Below are 23,834 nucleotides of genomic sequence, written 5' to 3' on the forward strand. Positions count from 1 at the left end.
CCTTACTAAACAAAAGCGAGGAGCATGTCCTCGCTTTATTTTTCAAGCCAATTATAAAAAGGAATTGATCCTGTATACTTTGTTTCGTTTTGTGGTTCTCTTGTTTCTTTTTTTCTAAAATGCTTACTATAATTCATTGCTTGATCTACTTGCTTAATTCCGTTTTTCTTCCACTCAAAAAGAATACGATCTATATAACGAAAATTTAATTTCCCACTTATAACTGCTTCTTTCAGTGCAGTTTTGATTAGTTTTTCATTATGATCATCTTGGTCCATCCACATTGTTAAAGTTTCAATCTCAAAAGGGGACAATAATCTACCAAATTCTTTTTCAAATACTAAGTAAATTGATTCCTCTTCTTGTTCAATAATTGAAGGAATAGTATGTGTTTCTTTTGATTGTTGACCATTTTGGGTAATATTAACTAATTTTAACCATAATGGAGAAAGTGAATATGCCTCACATCGTAAGTTATGTTGGTCAATTTCTTCCGTAATTTCTAATAAACCTTTTTTAAGAAGTTCTCGAATAACTTCCATACATTTTTGTTCATTTATTGACATAATTTTTGCTAATTGAGTAGGTGTTGGAAACGTATGACCTTGTTGTTGAAAAGAGTAAAGCTGTAGAATCATGACTAGTTCTTCTTCATTTATGTTTAAAGAAGAATAATGACTGAGAAGTATATTTGGAATGCTAATATTCCCAAATTGAATCCAGTTTAGAATGCTATTATTATTCACTTCGAACACCTCTAGCATAGTATAGCATGATTACATAAAATATACAGTAAAAGAAACTCGTGAAATAAAAATAAATAGAGGCCTGGAAATCACACCTCTATTATAGTATATCTATTTAATATTTAAAAAACCAACTAATAAATTATTTAATTAAGGATATAGTCTGTTAAATATATTGTGAATGGTTTTGCTTTATTGTGCTATTAAATCACACAAAAATGTCTACTGAAAAAAGCTAAGCATATGCTTAGCTTCATTGTTAAAAATAGAGATTCCCATGGATAGGAATTAACTTAAGATACTTGCTTTCATAAATTGTTCAATGCGTTCTAAAGCTTTATCTAACTGTACTTGAGATGTTGCATATGATAAGCGAATATTATCAGGTGAACCAAAGCCTGAACCAGGTATTACCGCAACATTAGCTTTTTCAAGTAATTCAGTAGAGAATTCATCTACATTTTGATATCCAGCCATTTTAGCTGCCTCAGTCACATTTGGGAATAGATAAAATGCACCATTCGGTTTAACACAGCTAAATCCTGGAATTGAAATTAAGCGCTCATAAGTTTTATTTAAACGATCTTCAAACGCTACTCTCATTTCTTCAATAGGACCATCGCCTAACTCATATGCTTTAATCGTAGCGATTTGGGCCATTGTAGTAGGATTCGAAGTAGAGTGGCTAGCAAGATTTGTCATCGCATTGATTATTTCCTTATTACCAACAGCATAACCAATTCTCCATCCTGTCATTGAATGAGATTTTGATACTCCATTGATAATAATCGTTTGCTCTTTAAGCTCTGGGCTTAATGAAGCAATTGAAACATGCTTTGCACCATCATATACTAATTTCTCATATATTTCGTCAGATACGATTAATATATCATGTTTTAAACAAATCTCTCCGATTGCTTTTAATTCTTGCTCATCATAAATCATACCAGTTGGATTACTTGGTGAGTTTATAATGATCGCTTTTGTATTCTCTGTAATTGCTGCTTCGATTTGTTCAGGTGTTACTTTAAATTGTTGATGTTCATATCCTTCAATAAATACTGGCACACCTTCAGCTAATATAACTTGCTCAGGATAGCTTACCCAGTAAGGTGTCGGAATAATAACTTCGTGACCAGGGTCTAAAATTGCTTGGAAAAGTGTGTAAAGTGCATGTTTTGCACCATTTGTTACAACAACCTCTCCCGGAGAATAAGTTAATCCTTGATCTTTTAATAACTTATCACAAATAGTTTTTCTTAAGGCTGGTAAACCGTTTGAAGGAGTATATTTTGTTTGGCCGTTAAGCATTGCTGAATAAGCTGCTTCAATAATTTCAATTGGTGTATTAAAATCAGGTTCACCTGCTCCTAATCCTATTACATCAATTCCTTGATCTTTCATCTCTTTTGCTTTTGCTGTAATAGCTAGTGTTGTAGATGGTGTTAGTGCACTTACTCTTTTTGCTAGTTTCATCTTGTTAATTTCCCCCTAAATACTATAACGTTTTAAAAGCTCTCCATTTTCGAAAGCAGCGTAGTAAAAATTATATCGGCCGTTTTGGTCTATATATACTACTTCCCAAAGTGGTATTTTGTTCTCTATTCCTAACTTTACTTTATGTATTTTTTTTGGGTTTCTCTCACTGACTACTTTGTCAATGATTTGTTTTTGGGTCAATCCTTCACTTTTCTTTCGTGTAATAACTTCTCCATCCTGTACCCACGCAATCATTTCATTATTTGCATCATCTTTACCACTTACAACGATTGCTTGTTCTTTTCCATGGAAATAATCTGAAGTTTCCACAGATTTTAAATACCCTTGATTTAATACAAGCTCTTCGGCATGTTTTTTATCATCATTTAGCTTTGAAATTGATGATTGATATGTGGCGATTAAAAATAATGAAAGAAAAATGATGCTTAATCCAAGGATGACTAACCATTTTTTCATATATACCTCATTTATGTTCGATAAATTGTAAATACCGCATATTCTTGATCTTCTTTATCAAGTGCAAGTCCAAACATTAAATCTTTTTCTTTTAAAGTACGATTTAAACTATCAACAATTTTGTATAAATCTCTAGTATATTCAATTTTTGTTGTTGATAATACTTCAATATTTGAATTCATGTTGCTCCTCCTAAAAATGTATTATAAATACATTACAATTTATGTCATTATACCACACGTCTAGCCTGAAATCCCCTACTATTCTCATGCTAAATTTTGAAAAACTACTAAAAATCTTTTAATAATTCATCAATTGTATTTATTTTTATTTTATTTTTTGGGATTAACTTTAAAAATTCTCCACCATAGCTAGTATTTATTATGCGATTATCTAAAACAAATAATGAACCTTGATCTTTTTCATTTCGAATTAGACGACCATAACCTTGTCTAAACTTAAATACGGCTAATGGTAAAGCCAAACTTGAGAAAGAATTTTCTCCAGCTTTTTTTAATAAATTTGATTTAGCAATAAACATAGGCTTTTCAGGGTTTGTAAACGGTAAGCGTACAATGATTAAACAATCTAATTCTTCATTAGGTAGGTCAATTCCTTCCCAAAAAGTGTTCGTACCTAATAAAATTGTTTGTTTAGATTGTAAAAACTGTTTTATTAACTTTTGTTTTCCTCCAGGAGAAACACCTTGAGCTAATACAGATGAATTCAGTGAATCAAAATTTTGTATTAATTGATCATAAGTCTGTTTTAATAAATCAAAAGCTGTAAATAAAACTAATGTTCTACCTTTTATTTCGGTAACAATTTTACGAATTGTATTCGAAGTTTGTAATGCGTACTCTTCTTGTGTGATTTCTTTTATTCCCATTAAATCTGATGGAATATACACTTTCATCCCTTGGGCAAAATCATTTGGGACGGGGTAGATTTTTTCAACGACATTAATATTTTCACTAATTCCTAATGATGACTTTATAAATGAGAAGGATGAATCAATCGACATCGTTGCAGACGTTAGTACGATTGAATTTCTGCCACTAATTAAATAATTTTGTATTAAATCTGCATTTTCAACTTTCTCACAATAAAGCATCGTTGTATGAAATGAGCCTTTTGCTTCAGTTTCCATCCAGCAAATATAATGTTCATTTTTATCGAATAATATTTCATAAAGACCATTTTTCATGTTTTTTAATTGTTCAATAATCATTTTAAATTCTGAAACGATTGAACGATGAAACGCTGATCCCTTTTTCTCTTCAATTAAATTCAAATATTGCTCGCAACCCGTGAATAAAGTATTATTCACATGAATTAATCTATTTGCACATTCTTGAATAACCTTCCAATTTTGGCTAGCAGTATTTTTATCACTTAGTGTAATTGATTGTCTAATGTTTTCTTTATCAAACTCATTTTGTTTACTTAAAATAAAATCACGTAATAATCTAAATAACTCTTCAGATTCATACTTTATTTCTTTTACTAAGTGATCAACTTTTTTCCACCATTTTTCACGATTAGGTATTCCCTCATCAAATTTATATAATCGGTGAACAAGTTCATTACTATCAGTAGTACTTAATCTACTTAAATATTGATAATATTTTAAGCATGAAAAAGTGATTCCAAAAGTTTTTGATGCAGTCTCTTCAAGAGCATGTGCCTCATCAATTACAATCGTTTTGACAGAATTAATAAAGTGATCTTTATTTTTTAAAGTCGATAATAAATAAGCATGGTTTGTAATAATTATATCGGCTAACATTAATTGATTTTTAGCCCTTTGATAAAAACATTTATGAAACCAAGGATTTGTTCTTTTATTTTCACTTTCTTCGTTACAACAAACACGGTCCCATAAATGTAAGCCACCTGAAGGAAGTGATAATTCATCTAATTCTCCATTTTCAGTTTCAGTTAACCAAACTGTTATCATAGCTTTAGATAAAATACTATCGTAATTATCATCAAATTGTTCTCCAACAATATATTCGAATTTTTGGAGACATAGATAATTTCTTTTACTTTGTATAGAAGCTATTTTTAACTGAAAAGGTACAATTTTTTCAATCGTCTTTATATGTTTTTTAAGTAATTGTTTTTGTAATGAGATCGTACTTGTACTAATGACAACTTGTTTGCCGAATTGTTTTGAGAAAAATGCTGATGGAATTAAATACCCAAAAGTTTTGCCTACACCTGTTCCAGCCTCAGCTAAGAGAATATTATTCTGACTAAATGCATCGAACACATCATGCATATATGCAAATTGTTCTTCTCTTTTTATAAAGTTTGGAATTTCCACAGCCATCTGATCTACAAGTTCACGCTTAAGATGCTCGTCGAATTCAACGAAATCTTCTTCTTCTTGTGGTAAACTAAAGCTTCTTTTTTTAATGGCGATTCGTCTAAATTCTTCATAATCAACAGTTTCATTTGAAAATGATTCAGATTGCTTTTGAAGTATTTCCGAAATATAGTATGTAATGTCGCTTTTAAAACTTGTGCTAAGTTTTTCTAATATTTTTAATGATGCATATGGTAAGCTTTCAAGTTTTTTTAATAAAATTGTTAATAATTCGGCAGTTACTTCAGCATCACTATCAGCTTGATGAGGATTTTCATGTTCAATATTAAATACTTTTGCTAAATCAGATAATTTATAACTAGTTAAAGTTGGATATAAAATTCTTGTTAACTCCACTGTATCAATAGCTAACGGTGAAATTTTTGGTAAACCAATCCGCTCAAATTCTTTTTGCAAAAATGTTAAGTCAAAATGAACATTGTGTGCAACGAAATAGGCGTCATTAAACATCGGATATAATTCTTCAACTATTTGTTCAAATTGAGGAGCGTATTGAACCATTTCATCTGATATCCCTGTTAGTTCGGAAATAAATGTTGGAATATTCATGTTTGGATTTATAAAACTTGAAAATTGTTCAATAACTTCTCCATTTTCCAATAAAAAGGCTGCAATTTGAATAATTCGATCTTGACCTCTATTATTATTTCCGGTTGTTTCTAAGTCAACGACCACAAATTTATTCATATTTTGCCACCTCCAAATTCTCTATATAGATATTATTTTGCATAAACAGATTAAACAATACAACCAACAAAAAAATCCCCTAAAGAAGGGGATTTCAAATTGCCCTCAAACACTCGTTTTCTTCGTTGTTTCTCTTGTCTGTTAAAAAATTGATCTCAACAAGTAATTTCATGTTTCGAAATTCAAAAGTTGACAGACAAAGCCTAATGCTCAGGTTCTATTACTTTACTGTACCTGCAATTTCTTTGCCAATCATTTCGACAATTTCATTTGCATCGTTTAATATAGCAATCTTTGGTTCATGTTGAGCCAGTTTCTCTTCCTCTACTTGACCATAAGCAATAATAATTACTTTGTCACCTTCTTGAACCAATCTAGCTGCTGCACCATTAAGACAAATTACACCACTTCCACGTTTTCCTGGAATAACATATGTCTCAAGTCGTGCACCGTTATTATTATTTACAATTTGAACTTTTTCGTTTTCAAGTACGTCAACTGCATCCATTAAATCTTGGTCAATTGTAATACTTCCTACATAATTTAAATTAGCTTCTGTAACTGTAGCTCTATGAAGCTTTGCTCTCATCATTGTGCGAATCATGTTATTTCCCCCTAGTTGTTCAATCCTTAAATAGAAATAATAATATTATCGATTAGGCGAGCATTAGTAAACTTAACTGCTAATGCAATAATTACTTTTCCATTTATTTTATTTAAAGGCTCTAAATCTGGATAAGAATAAATACTTACGTAATCTACTGTTCCAGATGTTTCGCTTTGTATTGTAGATATAATATTTTGCTTAAGTTGATCTGGATTTAGATTCCCATTTTTTATATCTTCAACTGCTGCTTGTAAACTTTTATAAAGAACAGGTGCTTCTTGTCTTTCTTTGTCTGATAAATAGACATTTCTAGAACTTTTAGCTAATCCATCTTCTTCTCTAATAGTTGGAACTGGATTAATTTTTACAGGAATGTTGAAGTCTTCAACTAAACCTTCAATTACAGCTACTTGTTGAGCATCCTTTAAACCAAAATAAACCTGATCTGGTTGAACAATATTAAATAATTTTGTTACGACTAATGCAACGCCATCAAAATGTCCAGGTCTTTTTTCACCACAAAGGACATCAACTCGTTTTGTTACTTTCATTGTTGATTTTAATTCATTTGGATACATTTCTTCAACTGTTGGATAAAAGAGGCAATCTACCCCAGCATTTAGTGCAACTTTTTCATCTCTGTCAAAGTCCCTAGGATATCGATCAAAATCTTCATTAGGGCCAAATTGAGTCGGATTTACAAAAATACTTAATACGACGATATCATTATTTTTTCTAGCTTCTTCTAATAATGATGCATGACCTTCATGTAAAAAACCCATCGTTGGAACAAATCCAATCGATTTTTCATTTTTTCTGTGAATTTTTAATTCATTTCTTAAATCTTTTATAGTGTGAAACACTTTCATTGCGAACTTCCCCCGTATAATGCCTTTAACTGTTCTTCTTTCATTGTAAACGAATGTTTAGTATCTGGAAATTGTCTAGCTTTAACTTCTTGCACATATGAAGCAATTGCATTTTCAATTGTTGTAGATACATTTGCATACTGTTTAACAAACTTAGCTACTCGACCAACACCATATGTTATTAAATCATGGTAAACAAGTACTTGACCATCTGTATCAACACCTGCACCTATTCCTATTGTCGGAATTGAAAGATCCTTCGTAATGTCCTTTGCAATTTGCTTTGGTACACATTCAAGTACGATTGCAAAAGCGCCAGCTTCTTCACATTTTTTTGCATCGTTAAACAATTTCATCGCACTTTCAGAATCACGTGCTTGAACTTTATACCCACCTAATACACCTACTGATTGAGGAGTCAATCCTAAATGAGCTACAACTGGTACTCCAGCGATTGTTAATGCTTTAATCACATCTAAAACATTTTCATCTGCGCCTTCAACCTTAACAGCGTGCGCATCACCCTCTTGCATAATGCGACATGCACTACGTAAAGCCTCTTCTTTTGAAAAATGGTAAGACATGAATGGCATATCTGTTACGATAAACGTATTTTTTGCCCCGCGCTTTACGGCTTTTGAGTGATGAATCATGTCATCTACTGTAACCTTAATTGTAGAATCATAACCTAGGACAACATTCCCAAGTGAGTCACCGACTAAAATCATATCTACTTCACTTGCTTCTGCTAATAGTGCTGAAGGGTAATCGTAAGCAGTAATCATGACGATTGGGTCATTGTTTTGTTTCATGTTTAAAAAATCTTTTGTTGTTTTCATCTTTTTTCCTCCTTATAAATGAGAGGAAATGGGGGCTACAATAAAAAAACTTTGCTCCGGTAGAGAACAAAGGAAAATTGTAAACCGTCTCATTCCTCTGTCCCAGTCCATATAGGATCAAGGCAGACACATTTTTAGAATTGATTTTTTAAAACCTGGTGTAGTTCTTCTTAGGATACTAAAATTTGATTGACCCTATTCAGATACCACCCTTGAAGCATCAGCTAAAAGTCGCGACCCTTCCAATACAGTTTATAGTAAGAATAGCAATTAAGTAAAGAAAAAACTTGGTATTATTTACAAATATACATGACAAATATACAGCAAATAAAATAACTCTCTTTCAAATATAAAAAGAGAGTTGTTTTATTTCGTTTTTACTTATTTATCGAAATATCCGCTGAATAGATTGTATGAACATTACCTAAGTGATCTTCAATTAATAATTGACCTTCATCAGTAATTCCAATGGCATTTCCGACAATTTCTTCAGTTAAAGTCGTGGCTTTTATTTGTTTCCCTAACGAAATTGCGTAGCTTTCCCATAAAATTTTAATAGGTTTAAATCCTTTTTCTAAAAATATTTCATAGTACTTTTCAAATTCAGCTAATATAGCTTGAATTAAATTGGCTCTCATAAAGGATTGTCCTTTTTCAATACGTAAGGATGTAGCGATATCTGACAGTTCTAATGGGTAATCTTCTTCAACTTGATTTACATTGAGTCCAATACCTATGACAACACTTTTAATACAATCGGCGTCTCCTTGCATTTCAGTTAAGATTCCACAAACTTTTTTATTATTGATTAAAATATCATTTGGCCATTTTATATTTGGTTGTAAACCGGTCACTTTTTCGATTGCTGAAGCAATGACTACAGCTGTTAATAATGTTAGTTGAGGTGCTACTCTTGGTGAAATAGCTGGTCTAAGGATCACACTCATAGCTATTGCTTTTCCATCTGAAGTTAACCAGTTTCTTTGTAATCTGCCTCGACCTAATAATTGACGCTCAGCCAAAACGATTGTACCTTCAGGTGCATCATTTAGCACTAATTCATTCGCAATCGTTTGGGTTGAATTCGTTTCTTCTTGGTATACGACATTTCTTCCAAATTTTTTCGTTTCTAAACCAAGTTGAATATCCGTTGGAGTTAACCGATCTGATTTGCCCGTTATTTTATATCCAACCTTCCTAACTGCTTCAACTTCAATCCCCTCTTCTTGCAATTCTTTCATGTATTTCCAAATTGCAGTACGTGAAATTCCTAATTCATCACTCAAAAATTGACCTGATAAATATTCATTACTATTTTCCGTAAATAATTGTATGATTCTTTCTTTTACTTTTGAAGCCAATTTATAAACCACTCCTTAACAGCAAGTTGGTTATTCTCAAGCTGGTTCTCTACTATTTGAAACTCAATTTCACTTAATACTTCTTTTAACCATGGACCACCTTTTAATTGTGACCATTCTAATAAATCATTACCTGTAATACATATATCTGATTTTGAATAAATCGGTAATTGATGATATAAAGCCTTTAATATATCCTCATTAAATTCACTTGCATCGACCTTTTCAATGACACATTGTAAACGCTCATATTTTATTGCATCCGGTAATCCAACTTGATATAACTTTGTATTGCTCCATTTAATTTTCGTTTCACTTAACAAATTATAAACCTTCAATATTTGTTTCATGCGATTATTCGACATTTTCCAATTTCTTAAAACCTGTTCTGGGTTGTCAAAATTACATGTATATAAAATTAGCGCCCAAATCTCTTCAATTGTTTTTAATGATTGAAGAGGGAGTTCTAATAGTTCATTAAACTGATTAGTATATTTTTTTAAGCTTGGAAGATGATTTACTAAATTTGTTTGTATTAATAGTTCAATGCCTTTTTTAGGAGAATTTCCTAATAACATTTTTTCTATTTCAACCGAAATGCGTTCAATTGCTATATTTTCAATTAAATGTTTATTTGATTTAATTGCGTTAAACGTTTCATCATGTAAACGAAAATCTAATTGGCTTACAAACCGTATACCTCTTAGCATTCTAAGAGCATCTTCTTGAAATCTTTCCTTAGCTTCACCGACACATCTAATTAACCCATCATAAAGATCAATTGTACCATTAAAGGGATCTATTATTTCATTTTCTATCGTCATAGCAATGGCATTCATTGTAAAATCTCTTCGTTTTAAATCTTCTTCGATTGATTTTACAAATGTAACCTCCGATGGTCTACGATAATCATGATATGTTGACTCTGTTCGGAATGTTGTGATCTCATATGGCTCACTATTTTGTATAACTAAAACCGTTCCATGCTGTAGCCCGGTAGGAACGGTTTTTGGAAATATTGACATAACTTCCTCAGGTAAAGCTGAAGTTGCAATATCAATATCGCCAATTGTTCTATTTAATAATTTATCTCTAACACAACCACCGACAAAATAGGCCTCATAACCATTTTTTATTAATTTATCTAAAATCGGCTTTGCTTTATCAAAAATTTCCATATTATTTCATTCCTAATAACTCATTATAAATGGATAAATATTGTGAAACGATTTTATTTGATTGAAATCTTTCTTTAACTATTTCAATCGCTCGACCTGAAATTCGTTTATATAATTCTTCATCTTGTAATAGGTTAAGCGTATAGTAAGCGATTTGTTCAATATCTCCTAGTTCACAAATATATCCGTTTTCCCCATGCTCGATTACTTCTGGAATCCCACCAACTCTTGTACCGATACATGGAACCCCACAAGCCATCGCCTCAAGTAATACTAAACCAAAGCTTTCTTTTGACGAAAGAAGTAATTTTATATCGCTCATTGAAAGTAACTCTTCAACATTCTCTTGCTTTCCTAAAAATAAAACATCATTCTCAATGCCAAGCTCTCTAACTAATTTACATAAACTTGAGATTTCCGGACCATCACCAACTAATAGGAGCTTGGATGGAATTTCTTTTCTTACTAAGTTAAATACATCTACTACATCTTTTGTTCGCTTAACTTGACGGAAATTAGAAATATGTATAATGACTTTTTCGTGCTCTTTAATCCCGTACCCTGCTTTTAATGCCCGACAATTTCTTTTGTAATACACTCTTTCATCAATAAAATTATACACAGTTTGTATTTCTTTATCAGGGTTAACTAATTCCTCTGTTTGACGTATTAAATCATTTGAGACCGCCGTTACAACATCTGATTTTTCAATCCCGAACTTAATTAACTCTGTTAAAGATGAATCATAGCCAAGAACAGTTATATCTGTTCCATGTAATGTCGTTACAATTTTAATATCATGATGAATCATTTGTTTTGCTAGAACAGCACATATTGCATGCGGAATCGCATAATGTACATGTAAAATATCTAATTTTTCACGGTTTGCAATTTCAGCCATCTTACTCGCCAATGCTAAATCATATGGTGGGTATTGGAAAACTGAATATTGATTTACTTCAACTGCATGATAATAAATATTAGGATATACTTTATTTAAACGAAACGGCATACTTGATGAAATAAAATGAATTTCATGTCCTAGTTCTGCTAATAACTTACCTAGCTCAGTCGCAATCACACCAGAACCGCCTACTGAAGGATAACATGTAATCCCAATTTTTAATTTCATTTTATCTCTCCTAAACTTCTTCATTTCTACTTAAACTAACCAATCTGCATTTAATAGGAGCGGCCTTTTTGTCATAAACCCTTCCCCATAAGGGACTCCAGCTTCTTTACCAAAAATTTTCTCTCTTGCAATTACGCTATTTACATAATCGTTTGTTAAAGGCGTAACTACACCATCTGGCCCCGGAGTAAATTGACTTTCATATGCTTCTAATGCTGCCCTTTTAACTTCAATCGTTTCTGTAACATCAACAATAAAATTTGGTCGATGAAACCCATTAATCATATATTGAAAAACATGTTTAACCTTGTGGGCATCATGATTTGTATTTACATTAAATTTTCTAATCCCTGATGAAAATACTGCTTCTTCTACTATTTTTGTACAATTACCATGATCAGGATGACGATCCACTTCATATGGTGAGAAAATAATACTAGGCTTTGTCATTCGAATTAAAGCAGCTACTTGTTTAATTGCTTCCTCAGATAAGTATAGCCCCCTATCTGGTAATGATAAATTAAAACGCTTTGAAACCCCTAAAATCTTATCTGCTTCTTCAGCTTCTTTTCTTCTAATAAAAGTATCCCCATTTGATGAGAGCTCCGCTTCAGTTAAATCACAAATAGCAACCTTATAGCCTAACTTAGTAAATTTAGCAATCGTGCCTGCCATACCAATCTCAACATCATCTGGATGCGCTCCAAATGCAAGTACATCAAAATATTCCACTTATCTCACTCTCTTTCAAACTAACTAAAAAATTTCACTACTGCCTTAGCGGTTTGAATATTCGTTGCCACCGGGACATGAAAAACATCGCATAGCCTTAATAAAGCATTTACATCTGGTTCATGCGGTTGAGCAGTTAAAGGATCCCTAAAAAAGAAAATCGCGTCCATTTTCCCTTTAGCTATTAATGCACCTATTTCTTGATCTCCTCCGAGTGGACCAGATTGAAAGCGATAAACGTTTAAAGCTGTATTTTCCATTACACGTAGTCCTGTAGTACCTGTTGAAAATAGTTCATGTTGCTGAAAAAAAGATTCATTTTCTTGAACAAAAGTTACTAATGCGTCTTTTCTCTTATCGTGAGCAATTAGAGCTATTTTCACTACCTACACCACCTTTTAGTCCATTATATTTTCTAATCCGTAGACTAGCTCCGAAAGTTTCATTACTTCCTCAACGGCTACTTTAACTCCAGACATAAAAGAAGCTCGATTCATTGAATCATGTCGAATTGTTAATAGTTGACCATCTCCACCGAATAAAACTTGTTGATGCGCAACTAAACCAGGTAATCTCACGCTATGAACTCTCATTCCATTTAGATCGGCACCTCTAGCACCAGCTTCAGTTTCAACTTCATTTGGATGTCCTTGTAATTTTGATTCACGTACTTCCTCTATCATTTGAACTGTTTTAAGAGCTGTACCTGAAGGCGCATCTAATTTTTGGTCATGGTGTAGCTCAATAATTTCGATATCTTTAAAATATTTCGCTGCCATTGCAGAGAACTTCATCATTAATATAGCACCAATTGCAAAATTTGGCGCAATAATACAACCTAGTTCATTATTTGAAGCTAACTCTTTTAAATCATCAAGCTCCTCTTTTGTAAAACCAGTTGTACCAATAACAGGTCGAATACCATTTTTTAAAGCTAAAAATGCATGTTTTTTTCCAATTTCAGGTGTTGTTAAATCAACAAGTACATCAAAGCTTTCATTTTCGATACATTGCTCTAATGTTTCATATATTTTTGCTTCACCTTTAAACACAGGGTTAACCTTTTGGATTTGTTCTCCACCTAATTTATAATCTACTGCAGCTACAAGTTGAAAATGCTCAGTTCGATCAATTAATTGTAAAGCTTCAATTCCCATTTTACCTCTTGGTCCAGCTAATACTACTCTAATTACTTTTTCCATTTTAAACTTCCTTCCTTGTCCAACGATCTTTATCTCGAGTATTAAACTTGTTCATCACCATATCATGTGCTTCTTGTAAGTCTATATTTAGGCTATTTGCTAAACAAATCATAACAAATAATACATCGCCTAGCTCTTCTTCAATTAGCTTTTCTTTTTCAGTGCTTTTTTTAGGCTTTTCACCATAGGTATGATTGATTTCTCTAGCTAACTCACCCATTTCTTCAGTTAACCTAGCCATCATAGCTAAAGGACTAAAATAGCCCTCTTTAAATTGACCTATATATGTATCGACTTCTTTTTGCATTTCTTTCATCGTTTTTTCGTGCATACTAATATCAACTCCTCAATTAAATCTTATCGAATTGACTACTTTTTGACAAATTATATATTATTTTACTTGAAAAAAATACAAGATAAGATAAAAATAAGAGTTTAGGGTAATTTTTATAGTATGGAGGAAGTATATGATTTTTAATTTGAAGTTACGCAATATCTTATTTATTATTTTAGGTTCTGCAATTTTTTCTTTTGGAATTATGAATATAAATATTCCAAACAATCTAGCTGAAGGTGGTTTTACGGGAATTAACTTAATTCTTTTAGCTGAATTAAATATTCCAGTTTGGATCTCAAACTTAGTCTTAAACGTCCCGTTATTTTTTATTGGCTGGAGATTACTTGGTACAGTAACAATGCTTTATACTATCATTGGAACTGTTGCAGTCTCATTTTTCTTAAAATTATTTGAGAAATTTACGTTCAATATAGATGTCCATGGCGATTTAATGTTAGCTTCATTATTTGCGGGTGTATTTATTGGTGTAGGATTAGGAATTATTTTTAGATTTGGTGGAACTACTGGTGGTGTCGATATCATCGCCCGTTTAGCCTATAAATACAAAGGTATTAATATGGGGAAAACGATGTTTATTTTTGACTTTGTTGTCATTACGCTTTCACTTTTAACTTATTTAAAAGCATATGAAGCAATGTATACGCTAGTCGCAGTTTTTGTCGGAGCAAGAATAATTGATTTTATGCAAGAAGGTGCATATGCTGCACGTGGAGCAAATATTATTTCTGAGAAAAATGATTTAATTGCAGCTCGAATTATGAAAGAAATGGAACGTGGTGCAACTTATTTAAAAGCAACTGGAACATTTACTGGAGAAAGTAAAGACGTTCTATTTTGTGTCGTACCAAAAAATGAATTAGTTCATTTAAAAAACATCATTCAGGATATCGATCCACACGCATTTGTAGCCGTTACAGAAGTGCATGATGTACTTGGAGAAGGCTTTACTTTAGATGAAAATAAAGTCCCTCTTCACCCTTAATTTTTAACAGAAACAAAAAGAGGTTCTTGGCATTGATTGCCAGAACCTCTTTTAATTTTATATTGATATTAATCATCACTACGTGTCATACCAGTATAAATTAAAACTAATCTTAATAATTCTGCGACGGCTACCGCTGCCGCAGCAACATATGTCAATGCAGCTGCATTTAAAACACGTTTTGCATAAACATGCTCATTCGAATTGATGATACCCAAAGTTGTAATTTGTTTTAAAGCTCTACTTGAGGCATTAAATTCAACAGGAAGTGTAACAACTTGGAACAGTACTCCTAGTGCTAATAAAACTATTCCTATTAATAATGCACCTGATAGTCGAGATAACATACCAATTATTATGAATATATAAGAAAAATTGGAACTGAAATTTGCAACAGGTACTAATGAATGACGGAATCTTAAAAAGCTATAGTCATTTGCATCTTGAATTGCATGTCCTACTTCATGAGCAGCAACTGCAGTACCCGCGACTGAATATCCATGATAATTTTCAGTTGATAATCTTACAACTTTTGCACGTGGATCATAATGGTCAGATAAATATCCTCGAGTTTCCTCTACTGCCACATTGAATAATCCATTTTCATTTAAAATTTTTCTCGCTACTTCTGCACCCGTTAAATTTGATGTAGAACCAACTTGAGAATACTTTCTAAAAGTTGATTTAACCCTCATTTGTGCATATAAAGGTACAATCAACAAAATTAAAAAGTAAATTAAATAACTCATTGTAATTCCTCCAAGGAGTGTGATTTTACGATATTGTAATAACTTTTAGAGAAATTTGTCAATCATTATGTTCTCTTCTTTTTTTATTCTTATTTCGATCACCTATATATTTTCTCCAACCGACATAACTTAATGTACCGATTATAATGATCCCTGTTGTAAAAATTGTCCAAATGGAAACAGGTGGAATAATTGAGTTTCCTTGATCAAAAATGAATAATAATTCACTTTTTGTCTCATCCAACTTTTGTTGAAAAGCTGGAATTGATTCTTGGTTAATTCGATAATCATCTAAAAACGAAACAAGTGAATTTATTTTTTTCACTTCATCATAGGGAAGATCCATGATAAGACTTGGATAAATAATTTCAAATTGATGTAAGAATTGATTTAATTGCGTTTCATATGCTTCAGAATTACCACGTTTATATGCTGAATCCATATTCTGTAGTGGAGTCATAACCGACTTTTTCATTTCCTTCCACATCGGCTGCATTGTCGTTTCTCCAGCATCAATCAATAATCTTAAACCAAGAACATCAGCAACTTTTTCTTGTGGATCTATTGCATCATTCTTTAAAGATACGAGCGCATTTTGAAAAGTAACGGAAATCGTTTCTAGATCTTTTGGTGTGAAATTTTTATTCTTTTTCACAGACGCCATATACTTTGACTCAAACTGTTCAATCAAATTAGCACCATGTACATAATCACCATCTTGTACTAAAGAGAGTGATTGTTCGATTAGTGAAGTTTCTTGATCTATTTTAGCGTACCCTTTTACGGTATTAAATGAAAAGAAAATAAAAAAAACGCTTATCCCCGCAATTAATTTTTTCATCAAACCCCTCCCTCATAACTACTAATAATTATGAGAGAAAGGACAAGATTAGAACTTGTTCAATCACGAGCTCTATTTTTAAAAATTAACTGGTAATAAGCAATTAAAATTACAAATATAGTTAACCAAAATGTAAGTAAAGCTATCCAAATTCGATAATCAGAGAGCATATAGTATTCTGGCATTGTTCCAAAAACATAGTCTAAAATAAGATCTTGTAAGATCCAAATACTTGCAACAGTCAAATGCCATTTTTTAACCTTAAATGACGGTGCAAACAAAAGAGCCTGGATTGCCATAGCTCCATGCGAAAAAATTAATAAGTATGCAATCTTATTAAGTCCACCTGCTAAATAAAGAACCATTCCATTCATTAAAACTGCCCATATTCCATATTTCAACAAGCTTACATATGCAAGTGCTTCTATTAATCCATTCCGTTTATTTAAAATGAAAAGTAGCAATACAATACAGAAAAATAAGGATGCAGTAGGACTATCAGGTACAAATATTTTTAACCAACCAGGAGTAAAATCAAGTTGAGATTTATACCAATAGTATCCATAGATTGTTCCTAGTAGATTTATTATAAATAAAGCAATTAAATTAGGTTTAAGCCGTAGCATACTGTAGAGTATGTTCACTATTTCACTTCATCTCACTTTCACTTAGGAGATTTAATAAATTTATAACACAAAGTTCACAATTTATATGTATCATCACATTTTTTACATGTTATTATTTCAGTATACAATAAAACATAAAAAAAGAGTCGAAAATTCGACTCTCTTTTAATTACTCTGTTTTACCTGCTTTTGAAACGAATTCAGCTAGAACTTTAAGTTCTGCGTCAGTACCTTTAAATACACCAGATGGCATCGCTTTACGACCGTTTCTTGCGATATGAGCGATTTCTTCAGGTTTTAAACCATTATTTTGAAGACTTGGAGCTGCTGCGCCACCTTCAAGATTATCGCCATGGCAAGATACACAAGTATTTTTTTGCAATAGTTTATATGCTGGATCTTCTTTATTTAATTCAACAAAAGTACGGATTTTACCTTGTTCTTTTTGTTTTTTCCAGTCATGGTGAGCCGCAGCTTCCCATGTTAAATAAATTACACCAGATAAAGCTAATAACATAAATCCTGTAGCTAATGGACGTTTAATTGGTTTTCTATGTGGACTACGATCTAAGAATGGCGCTAATAATAAGCCACCAAAAGCTAATCCAGGAATTACGAAAGCACCAATTACGTTATAGTCACCAGAAGCATAGCTATATTTTAAGAATTGATATAAGAATAAGAAATACCAGTCCGGTAATGGCGTATAGCCAGTATCAGTTGGGTCTGCAACCCTCTCAAGTGGAGATGGATGTGCAATTGTTAATGTTAAGTATCCAATTAAGAAAACTGCTCCTACCATCCATTCTTTTAATAAGAAGTTTGGCCAGAATGCTTCAGTTTTACCAGGATATTCTGAATAATCCTTTGGTACATTAGGTTTACGTCCTGCCATTGCTGGTACACGTGAGTCACCTACAAATTTCATTCCTTTACCGCGATGCATGTTCTCCCTCCTTTATTCCGACACACTTTAGTCAATTTTTACTAAAGCCCCATGCACTAAATCTTATAGTGGACCTGAAATACCTTGCTTACGAATAATTAAGAAATGGGCACCCATAAGAGCAAGTAAAGCACCAGGTAAGAAGAATACATGGATTGCGAAGAAACGAGTTAATGTTTGTGCACCGATGATTTCCGGATTACCTGCAATTAACGTTTTCACTTGCTTACCAATAAATGGTGTTTGTTCAGCAATTTGCAGACCTACTTTAGTCGCAAATAACGCTTTCATATCCCAAGGTAATAAATATCCTGTAAAGCCTAATCCAAGCATTACGAAGAAGATTAAAACCCCTACAACCCAGTTAAGCTCACGAGGCTTTTTATATGCGCCTTGGAAGAATACACGTAAAGTATGTAAAAACATCATAACAATTACTAAACTTGCACCCCAGTGATGCATACCACGAACGATTTGTCCGTATGCAACGTTGTTTTGTAAGTAATAAACTGATTCCCATGCATTTTTGATATCTGGAACATAGTACATTGTTAAGAACATTCCAGATAAAATTTGAATTACTGTAACGAAAAATGTTAATCCACCGAAGCAATATACGAATGCTGAAAAATGGTGTGCTGGATTAACGTGTTCTGGTACTTCATGATCAGCGATATCTCTCCAAAGAGGCGTAATTTCTAATCGCTCATCTACCCAGTCGTAAATTTTGTTAAGCACGATTATTTACCTCCTGTATTTGGTTCTAGTTTACCAAGATAGAAAGAATCACCTTTCACTTTTACCGCATAGTTGTCTAGTGGACCAAGCGGTGGTGTACCTTTAATGTTTTTACCATCCTTATGGTAACGACCGCCATGACATGGACAGAAGAATTGATTTGGAAAATCTTTATTGTCGTTCCAACCAACTGTACAGCCTAAATGCTTACAAGTAGGTGATAACGCAACGATGTCTCCATTTGAATTCTTGTACACCCATGCAATGTGTGACGCATCAGATTTAACCCAACCATCAACCTGCTTAACTTTAAAGTCAAAGCGTTTTGGATCAGTCGTTAAATCTTTGATTAGTCCAACTTGCACCATTGCTCCAGCTTCTTCTTTTTGTAAAACTGGGTCAATGGCAAAACGAGCCAATGGCATTAGCATTCCTGCCGCCATAAAGCCGCCTACACCTGTTAAAGTGTAGTTTAAAAACTGGCGTCTTGAAACCTTTTCACTCATGAAAATTCCCCCCTCTATCACAAGTACTCCTGTACGGACAACAGCTATAATAATAAAACTAGGACACTTTCATAATATAATAACAAATTTAGAAGGTCAATAATATCCTAATAATAATCATAGTAATAATGTTGTTTTTATTTTTATCCCCATATTTTAGAAAATAATGCATTTATGTGAGATAATTGTTTATCAATTATTACTCGTTGTGATGATTCATCTAAGCTATTGATATTTAAATTAGGTAACCAAATTAATGATTCATCCAATTCAGATTCTGACTGTCTCCAATCAAAATCACATGTTAAATAAAACACATGCTTAATCCCACTAGTTTTAAACTCTTCATACCAAGCCTTTAATCGGTTTATTTTATCAGATTCTTCAGGTAAATAAGTAAATTCAGGAGCAATTACAACTCTGCCTTTATATGTACGTTCAAGTTCCGAAGTAAGTATTATTAAGTCCTCTCTTTGCTCGGCAAGACCAATATTTTCTTTCTTCAAAGAAACAGGACAAAGCGGAATAATGATCGTATCGATGTACTCCAGATTCTCAATAACTTGATTTAATTCATTTGTTGTCCATTTCATCAAAATTACCTCTTTCTATTAAAATAATTTATTTATAATTGTGAAATTTTTGTGAACAAATTTCTATTTTCCATTTAACCATACATTACTATTTTAAGAAAGAAAAAAAGTCCACTAATAAAGGATTTTACAGTGAGGTGAATGGCATCTTTGTAGTTAATTCAGAACCTCCATTAACAGTTCACTGATATATTTTAAAAAAATGTAAATTTAGTTGAACTACTATCCGTTTCGAGTCAAATATTTCTATGAGATCAATAAAGTGACTTTTTTACTAATATTATTTTTTATAAGTGTATTTTTTTATGAGTAATTAGCTAATCTTAATCTTACATACTGTTTTTTTTTTAACTTATATAAGTTGATAAATCGTTCGACCTCAATGAGATTTACCAGAAAGCTTTGGACCAAAAATGAAACGTATACTACGATTAGGACCATGAATCTTGCCACAATTAAAAGCTAAGGCCCTAAAAATGGAAATTAACCCCACATATCTTATTTAACAATAAAAATTAACTCTATTCAATTAGCAAATAACTTTTCAACAGTAAAAAAGCCCCCACAAATGAGGACTTTTTTCAGGTTTTCATTAAGTTAATGAATTGAGTTGCTTAGTTAATTCTTGGAAAAGCTTTTTGTCTTGATTATCTAAAGCTTCATCAATCATTTTCATCAATCTGTCTTTTTGGAAATTCATAATTGAATCTGACAATAGCTTTTCAGCAATTACGCGGTCTTTTTCGTTACTATTTAAGTTTTTTGGTAGATGTGGGTTCTCTTCTAAAACTGAAACAAACATCGGATATTGAAAAGAAGATTTAAAGTTGAGCTGGATATAAATATCCTCATCCCTATTTAGTCGAATATCGTGAAATGATTTCTCTGCATCCGTCGTCATAACATTTTGTTTATAAAAATGAAATGGGACTTCTTTAACACAGTTGGTCGACATCACTAATCCACGTGGACAATATTTAGACTGTTCTACAAAATGAACCTTTTTCATTAAATAATCATGGCTCATTAGGTAATTTAAAATCCAAACACATTCTCTTTGCTTTAACTGAAAATTACTTAGAAACCATTTAACAAAATCTTTCTTCTCATTCACAGATACAGGGGTTGCCATTTTAAATCCCTCCTCTGTCCATAAAATTTGTCCCCTTTTCTGAATAAAGAAAACTACAGAATTTCATTTATTCTTTCAAGACGCTCTCTTACTTCTTCCTGTAGATACTCATCGTCTACAAGTTTACTGTAAACCTCTTTTGCTTCTTGTACTAAGCCTTCTTCAAACAATAGGTCTCCGTATTCCTTTAAGAAGGAAATTTCCTGGTTAAAGTCATTATATGCTAGACGATATTGTTTTAATGCCAATTCATAATTTTCATTTCCATAATATGCTTTGCCTAAGTCCCAATTAAAATGAGGATCTGAAGCCCCATGCTCGATTGCTAGTTCAATTATACTAATAATATCATCGAAATCTTCTTCTTCGAAAAGAATTCCGACTAATAACTGAACTGCCTCAATTAGCGAAGGATCATAAATTAATGCTTCCTGTAAATGTTTCTTACTTGCTTCTAAATTTTTCATTTTACGAGCTAATTTAGCTGCTGATAAAAGGCATTCTACATTCGTTTCATCAACTAGTAAAGCTTTTTGTAATATATCATAACCTTCTTGAAATTGGCCTTCAAGGTCATGCGCCTTACTTAACCATAAATGTGCTACCAAATATTCAGGATCAAAGAAGATTGCTTCTTCGAATACTGGAATAGAGGCTGCATAGCGTTCAGCTTGAAATAGCGTTATGCCATATCCTAATAGCGTATGGAAGTCTTTTGATTTCTGAATTCCTTTTTCATAATAGGAAATTGCATCTTCCCATTCACCTTCAGCACTTAAACATTCAGCAAGTCTTAAATCTTTATTTACTCCACTTACTTCAATTTCTTGATAGTTGAGTTTTTCGTAAAATGGTATTGCTTTTTTATAATCATATTTACTAAAATAATACTCCCCTAATGCAAAATCTACTACAGGTTCATTAGGTAAAATTCTTTTGGCTTCAAATAATTTTTGTTCAGCTACTTCATCAAGACCCTGAACTTGATATAAATCAGCCATTAATAATAGTGCTTGAACTCGACTCTCACTATCTTCTTTTATTGCAAGTAAAATTTCTAAAGCGTCGTCTTCTAAATCTAGATCCAACAATATTTCTGCATACATTATTTTAAGATCATCGTCGTCATCGTATAAGTAAACTAAATCTTCAATGAGATTTTTCGCATCTTCTACAAATCCTAATGATTGAAAAAGAAGTGCTGCTTCGTATTTTTCTTCATCGTTTGCAGTTTTTAAATTCTTTCTTAATAAATCCAATCCCTTTTCGGTATGACCGTTCTCTATTAACTGAACAGCTTCGTATAAACTCATTCTTACACCTCATATGACTACTTAATTAATTCATTTAATTGCTCTTTAAAGTTCGGAAAAGATACAGCTATGCATTCCGTATTTTCAATAATTGTATCACCTTTAGCAAGTAATGCAGCAATTGAAAGCATCATTCCCATTCGATGATCACCATGTGAATTTACATTCGCACCTATTAAAGAACTATTTCCTTGTATAATCATACCATCTTTTGTTGCTTCAATGCTTACACCAAGATTTGTAAGTTCTGTTACAACAGTCTGGATACGATCCGTTTCCTTTACTCTTAACTCTTCAGCATCTTTAATAATGGTCTCTCCATCTGCTAAAGCTGCTGCTAAGGCTAAGATCGGTAACTCATCGATACAAGTAGGAATTTCAGCCCCACCGATTACAGTTGATTTTAAATTCGATGATTTCACTCGAATATTCGCAATTGGTTCTCCGTTTACAACTTTTTCATCCTCTAATGTTATATTAGCGCCCATTCTTTCTAAAACAGTTAATATCCCTTTTCTTGTAGGGTTCACCCCTACATTTTTTAACAAGATTTCGCTATTTGGAACAATCGACCCTGCTACTAAGAAAAATGCTGCTGATGAAATGTCCCCAGGAACAATAACATCTGTTGCAGTTAATTCTTGGTTTCCATTAATTGAGACTTTGTTCCCATCAACTTCTAACTCACAACCAAATGCCTTTAGCATTCTTTCAGTATGGTCACGAGACTTTTCCGGTTCAGTCACAGTCGTTGTACCTTTTGCAAATAAACCAGCTAATAAAATTGAAGATTTAACTTGTGCACTTGAAACAGGAGAAGCATAAGAAATACTATTCAGTGAACCTCCTCTAATAGAAATAGGTGTATATGTAGCGTCTTCACGTCCATCTATAGAAGTTCCCATCATTTTTAAAGGTTTTGTAACACGTTTCATTGGTCTTTTACCAATTGATTCATCACCAATAATAACTGAATGGAATGGTAAACCACTTAATATTCCCATCATTAATCTTGCTGTTGTTCCCGAATTTCCTACATCAAGTACTTCGTGTGCCTCTTTAAGTCCTTCAATTCCTTTACCATAAACGACTACTTCATCTTCTGATACTTCGATTTGTACACCTAATTTTCTAAAACAAGCAATCGTACTTAAACAATCTTCACCTAATAGAAAGTTAGTAATTTTTGTAGTCCCTTTCGCTAGTGATCCAAACATAATTGCTCTATGAGATATTGATTTATCTCCTGGAATTGTCACATCACCAACTAAACGGATTTTTTCTAACTGGGTATTTCTCATCATAGTCACCTTGTCTAACCTTTCTATATGTATTTACATTCCATTTTT

26 protein-coding genes are annotated in these 23,834 nt (G+C 32.4%); 1 reads left to right on the top strand and 25 read right to left on the bottom strand.

The window, feature by feature from the left end:
* Positions 1–35: 35 nt before the first annotated feature.
* The 15 genes from AN960_RS03005 to AN960_RS03070 all read right to left on the bottom strand — a co-directional run bounded on the left by AN960_RS03005 (position 36) and on the right by AN960_RS03070 (position 14,032).
* Positions 36–746, bottom strand: a complete 711-nt coding sequence (locus AN960_RS03005; RefSeq protein WP_353611567.1) for a DnaD domain-containing protein — start codon at positions 744–746, stop codon at positions 36–38.
* 288 nt (positions 747–1,034) lie between these two features.
* A complete protein-coding gene (locus AN960_RS03010) occupies positions 1,035–2,222 on the bottom strand; it encodes a pyridoxal phosphate-dependent aminotransferase (RefSeq protein ID WP_056466606.1) in 1,188 nt (395 codons plus the stop codon).
* A gap of 15 nt (positions 2,223–2,237) precedes the next feature.
* On the bottom strand, positions 2,238–2,702 hold the full coding sequence (locus AN960_RS03015) for a cell wall elongation regulator TseB-like domain-containing protein (protein WP_056466609.1): 465 nt from the start codon (positions 2,700–2,702) through the stop codon (positions 2,238–2,240).
* A gap of 11 nt (positions 2,703–2,713) precedes the next feature.
* On the bottom strand, positions 2,714–2,884 hold the full coding sequence (locus AN960_RS23860; protein ID WP_082459338.1) for a YpmA family protein: 171 nt from the start codon (positions 2,882–2,884) through the stop codon (positions 2,714–2,716).
* A 107-nt stretch (positions 2,885–2,991) separates the two neighbouring features.
* On the bottom strand, positions 2,992–5,781 hold the full coding sequence (gene dinG / locus AN960_RS03020) for an ATP-dependent DNA helicase DinG (protein ID WP_056466612.1): 2,790 nt from the start codon (positions 5,779–5,781) through the stop codon (positions 2,992–2,994).
* A gap of 220 nt (positions 5,782–6,001) precedes the next feature.
* A complete protein-coding gene (panD, locus tag AN960_RS03025; RefSeq protein WP_056466615.1) occupies positions 6,002–6,385 on the bottom strand; it encodes an aspartate 1-decarboxylase in 384 nt (127 codons plus the stop codon).
* A 26-nt stretch (positions 6,386–6,411) separates the two neighbouring features.
* Positions 6,412–7,257 carry a pantoate--beta-alanine ligase gene (panC, locus tag AN960_RS03030; RefSeq protein ID WP_056466618.1) on the bottom strand — a complete coding sequence of 282 codons (846 nt, stop codon included), beginning with the start codon at positions 7,255–7,257 and terminating at the stop codon, positions 6,412–6,414.
* Entirely contained in the window at positions 7,254–8,096 is an 843-nt protein-coding gene (panB, locus tag AN960_RS03035) for a 3-methyl-2-oxobutanoate hydroxymethyltransferase (RefSeq protein WP_056466621.1), read from the bottom strand. Before panB ends, panC begins: the two co-directional genes overlap by 4 nt.
* 377 nt (positions 8,097–8,473) lie before the next feature.
* Complete coding sequence (locus tag AN960_RS03040) at positions 8,474–9,457, bottom strand: biotin--[acetyl-CoA-carboxylase] ligase (RefSeq protein ID WP_056466622.1); 984 nt, start codon at positions 9,455–9,457, stop codon at positions 8,474–8,476.
* Positions 9,442–10,635, bottom strand: coding sequence for a CCA tRNA nucleotidyltransferase (locus AN960_RS03045; protein WP_056466623.1), 1,194 nt, complete (start codon positions 10,633–10,635; stop codon positions 9,442–9,444). Before AN960_RS03045 ends, AN960_RS03040 begins: the two co-directional genes overlap by 16 nt.
* Position 10,636: 1 nt before the next feature.
* Positions 10,637–11,767, bottom strand: coding sequence for an N-acetyl-alpha-D-glucosaminyl L-malate synthase BshA (bshA, locus tag AN960_RS03050; protein ID WP_056466626.1), 1,131 nt, complete (start codon positions 11,765–11,767; stop codon positions 10,637–10,639).
* A gap of 30 nt (positions 11,768–11,797) precedes the next feature.
* Entirely contained in the window at positions 11,798–12,499 is a 702-nt protein-coding gene (gene bshB1 / locus AN960_RS03055; protein ID WP_156339599.1) for a bacillithiol biosynthesis deacetylase BshB1, read from the bottom strand.
* A gap of 20 nt (positions 12,500–12,519) precedes the next feature.
* The gene (mgsA, locus tag AN960_RS03060) at positions 12,520–12,882 is read right to left on the bottom strand and encodes a methylglyoxal synthase (protein WP_056466629.1); all 363 of its coding nucleotides are present in this window, start codon (positions 12,880–12,882) and stop codon (positions 12,520–12,522) included.
* 15 nt (positions 12,883–12,897) lie between these two features.
* A complete protein-coding gene (gene dapB, locus AN960_RS03065) occupies positions 12,898–13,701 on the bottom strand; it encodes a 4-hydroxy-tetrahydrodipicolinate reductase (protein ID WP_056466632.1) in 804 nt (267 codons plus the stop codon).
* Between the two features lies 1 nt (position 13,702).
* Positions 13,703–14,032 (bottom strand): nucleotide pyrophosphohydrolase, encoded by a 330-nt coding sequence (locus tag AN960_RS03070; protein WP_056466635.1) that lies wholly within the window; start codon positions 14,030–14,032, stop codon positions 13,703–13,705.
* A gap of 136 nt (positions 14,033–14,168) precedes the next feature.
* Between AN960_RS03070 and AN960_RS03075 the strand changes: the two genes are divergently transcribed.
* A complete protein-coding gene (locus AN960_RS03075; RefSeq protein ID WP_056466638.1) occupies positions 14,169–15,041 on the top strand; it encodes a YitT family protein in 873 nt (290 codons plus the stop codon).
* Between the two features lie 68 nt (positions 15,042–15,109).
* Here the strand turns inward: AN960_RS03075 and AN960_RS03080 are convergent, their stop codons facing one another.
* From AN960_RS03080 to aroA, 10 genes are all read right to left on the bottom strand, one after another.
* Positions 15,110–15,790: a zinc metallopeptidase gene (locus tag AN960_RS03080; RefSeq protein ID WP_056466641.1), complete on the bottom strand. Its 681-nt coding sequence runs from the start codon at positions 15,788–15,790 to the stop codon at positions 15,110–15,112.
* A 58-nt stretch (positions 15,791–15,848) separates the two neighbouring features.
* The gene (locus tag AN960_RS03085; RefSeq protein WP_056466644.1) at positions 15,849–16,631 is read right to left on the bottom strand and encodes a sporulation protein YpjB; all 783 of its coding nucleotides are present in this window, start codon (positions 16,629–16,631) and stop codon (positions 15,849–15,851) included.
* A gap of 59 nt (positions 16,632–16,690) precedes the next feature.
* The gene (locus AN960_RS03090; protein WP_286131560.1) at positions 16,691–17,275 is read right to left on the bottom strand and encodes a DUF1405 domain-containing protein; all 585 of its coding nucleotides are present in this window, start codon (positions 17,273–17,275) and stop codon (positions 16,691–16,693) included.
* 151 nt (positions 17,276–17,426) lie between these two features.
* A complete protein-coding gene (locus AN960_RS03095; protein WP_056466650.1) occupies positions 17,427–18,203 on the bottom strand; it encodes a menaquinol-cytochrome c reductase cytochrome b/c subunit in 777 nt (258 codons plus the stop codon).
* 63 nt (positions 18,204–18,266) lie between these two features.
* Complete coding sequence (qcrB, locus tag AN960_RS03100; protein ID WP_056466653.1) at positions 18,267–18,941, bottom strand: menaquinol-cytochrome c reductase cytochrome b subunit; 675 nt, start codon at positions 18,939–18,941, stop codon at positions 18,267–18,269.
* Between the two features lie 2 nt (positions 18,942–18,943).
* Positions 18,944–19,447, bottom strand: a complete 504-nt coding sequence (locus tag AN960_RS03105) for a QcrA and Rieske domain-containing protein (protein WP_056466656.1) — start codon at positions 19,445–19,447, stop codon at positions 18,944–18,946.
* 143 nt (positions 19,448–19,590) lie between these two features.
* Positions 19,591–20,040: a DUF2487 family protein gene (locus AN960_RS03110; protein WP_056466661.1), complete on the bottom strand. Its 450-nt coding sequence runs from the start codon at positions 20,038–20,040 to the stop codon at positions 19,591–19,593.
* Between the two features lie 592 nt (positions 20,041–20,632).
* Entirely contained in the window at positions 20,633–21,172 is a 540-nt protein-coding gene (locus AN960_RS03115; RefSeq protein WP_056466666.1) for a ReoY family proteolytic degradation factor, read from the bottom strand.
* A gap of 53 nt (positions 21,173–21,225) precedes the next feature.
* Complete coding sequence (locus AN960_RS03120; RefSeq protein ID WP_056466669.1) at positions 21,226–22,485, bottom strand: tetratricopeptide repeat protein; 1,260 nt, start codon at positions 22,483–22,485, stop codon at positions 21,226–21,228.
* Positions 22,486–22,502: 17 nt separating this feature from the next.
* Positions 22,503–23,786: a 3-phosphoshikimate 1-carboxyvinyltransferase gene (aroA, locus tag AN960_RS03125; RefSeq protein WP_056466672.1), complete on the bottom strand. Its 1,284-nt coding sequence runs from the start codon at positions 23,784–23,786 to the stop codon at positions 22,503–22,505.
* Positions 23,787–23,834 lie beyond the last annotated feature (48 nt).

The organism is Bacillus sp. FJAT-25509 (assembly GCF_001420605.1).
Lineage (GTDB): Bacteria > Bacillota > Bacilli > Bacillales > Bacillaceae_G > Gottfriedia.

Excerpts from the sequence above, each read along its gene's own strand:
- panD (WP_056466615.1), bottom strand. The coding sequence starts at position 6,385 with ATGATTCGCACAATGATGAGAGCAAAGCTTCATAGAGCTACAGTTACA.
- AN960_RS23860 (WP_082459338.1), bottom strand. The coding sequence starts at position 2,884 with ATGAATTCAAATATTGAAGTATTATCAACAACAAAAATTGAATATACT.
- dinG (WP_056466612.1), bottom strand. The coding sequence starts at position 5,781 with ATGAATAAATTTGTGGTCGTTGACTTAGAAACAACCGGAAATAATAAT.
- AN960_RS03010 (WP_056466606.1), bottom strand. The coding sequence starts at position 2,222 with ATGAAACTAGCAAAAAGAGTAAGTGCACTAACACCATCTACAACACTA.
- AN960_RS03115 (WP_056466666.1), bottom strand. The coding sequence starts at position 21,172 with ATGGCAACCCCTGTATCTGTGAATGAGAAGAAAGATTTTGTTAAATGG.
- panC (WP_056466618.1), bottom strand. The coding sequence starts at position 7,257 with ATGAAAGTGTTTCACACTATAAAAGATTTAAGAAATGAATTAAAAATT.
- AN960_RS03105 (WP_056466656.1), bottom strand. The coding sequence starts at position 19,447 with ATGAGTGAAAAGGTTTCAAGACGCCAGTTTTTAAACTACACTTTAACA.
- AN960_RS03080 (WP_056466641.1), bottom strand. The coding sequence starts at position 15,790 with ATGAGTTATTTAATTTACTTTTTAATTTTGTTGATTGTACCTTTATAT.
- AN960_RS03070 (WP_056466635.1), bottom strand. The coding sequence starts at position 14,032 with ATGCACGAAAAAACGATGAAAGAAATGCAAAAAGAAGTCGATACATAT.
- bshA (WP_056466626.1), bottom strand. The coding sequence starts at position 11,767 with ATGAAATTAAAAATTGGGATTACATGTTATCCTTCAGTAGGCGGTTCT.
- AN960_RS03120 (WP_056466669.1), bottom strand. The coding sequence starts at position 22,485 with ATGAGTTTATACGAAGCTGTTCAGTTAATAGAGAACGGTCATACCGAA.
- dapB (WP_056466632.1), bottom strand. The coding sequence starts at position 13,701 with ATGGAAAAAGTAATTAGAGTAGTATTAGCTGGACCAAGAGGTAAAATG.
- panB (WP_056466621.1), bottom strand. The coding sequence starts at position 8,096 with ATGAAAACAACAAAAGATTTTTTAAACATGAAACAAAACAATGACCCA.
- AN960_RS03075 (WP_056466638.1), top strand. The coding sequence starts at position 14,169 with ATGATTTTTAATTTGAAGTTACGCAATATCTTATTTATTATTTTAGGT.
- AN960_RS03085 (WP_056466644.1), bottom strand. The coding sequence starts at position 16,631 with ATGAAAAAATTAATTGCGGGGATAAGCGTTTTTTTTATTTTCTTTTCA.
- AN960_RS03110 (WP_056466661.1), bottom strand. The coding sequence starts at position 20,040 with ATGAAATGGACAACAAATGAATTAAATCAAGTTATTGAGAATCTGGAG.
- AN960_RS03045 (WP_056466623.1), bottom strand. The coding sequence starts at position 10,635 with ATGGAAATTTTTGATAAAGCAAAGCCGATTTTAGATAAATTAATAAAA.
- aroA (WP_056466672.1), bottom strand. The coding sequence starts at position 23,786 with ATGAGAAATACCCAGTTAGAAAAAATCCGTTTAGTTGGTGATGTGACA.
- AN960_RS03015 (WP_056466609.1), bottom strand. The coding sequence starts at position 2,702 with ATGAAAAAATGGTTAGTCATCCTTGGATTAAGCATCATTTTTCTTTCA.
- AN960_RS03095 (WP_056466650.1), bottom strand. The coding sequence starts at position 18,203 with ATGCATCGCGGTAAAGGAATGAAATTTGTAGGTGACTCACGTGTACCA.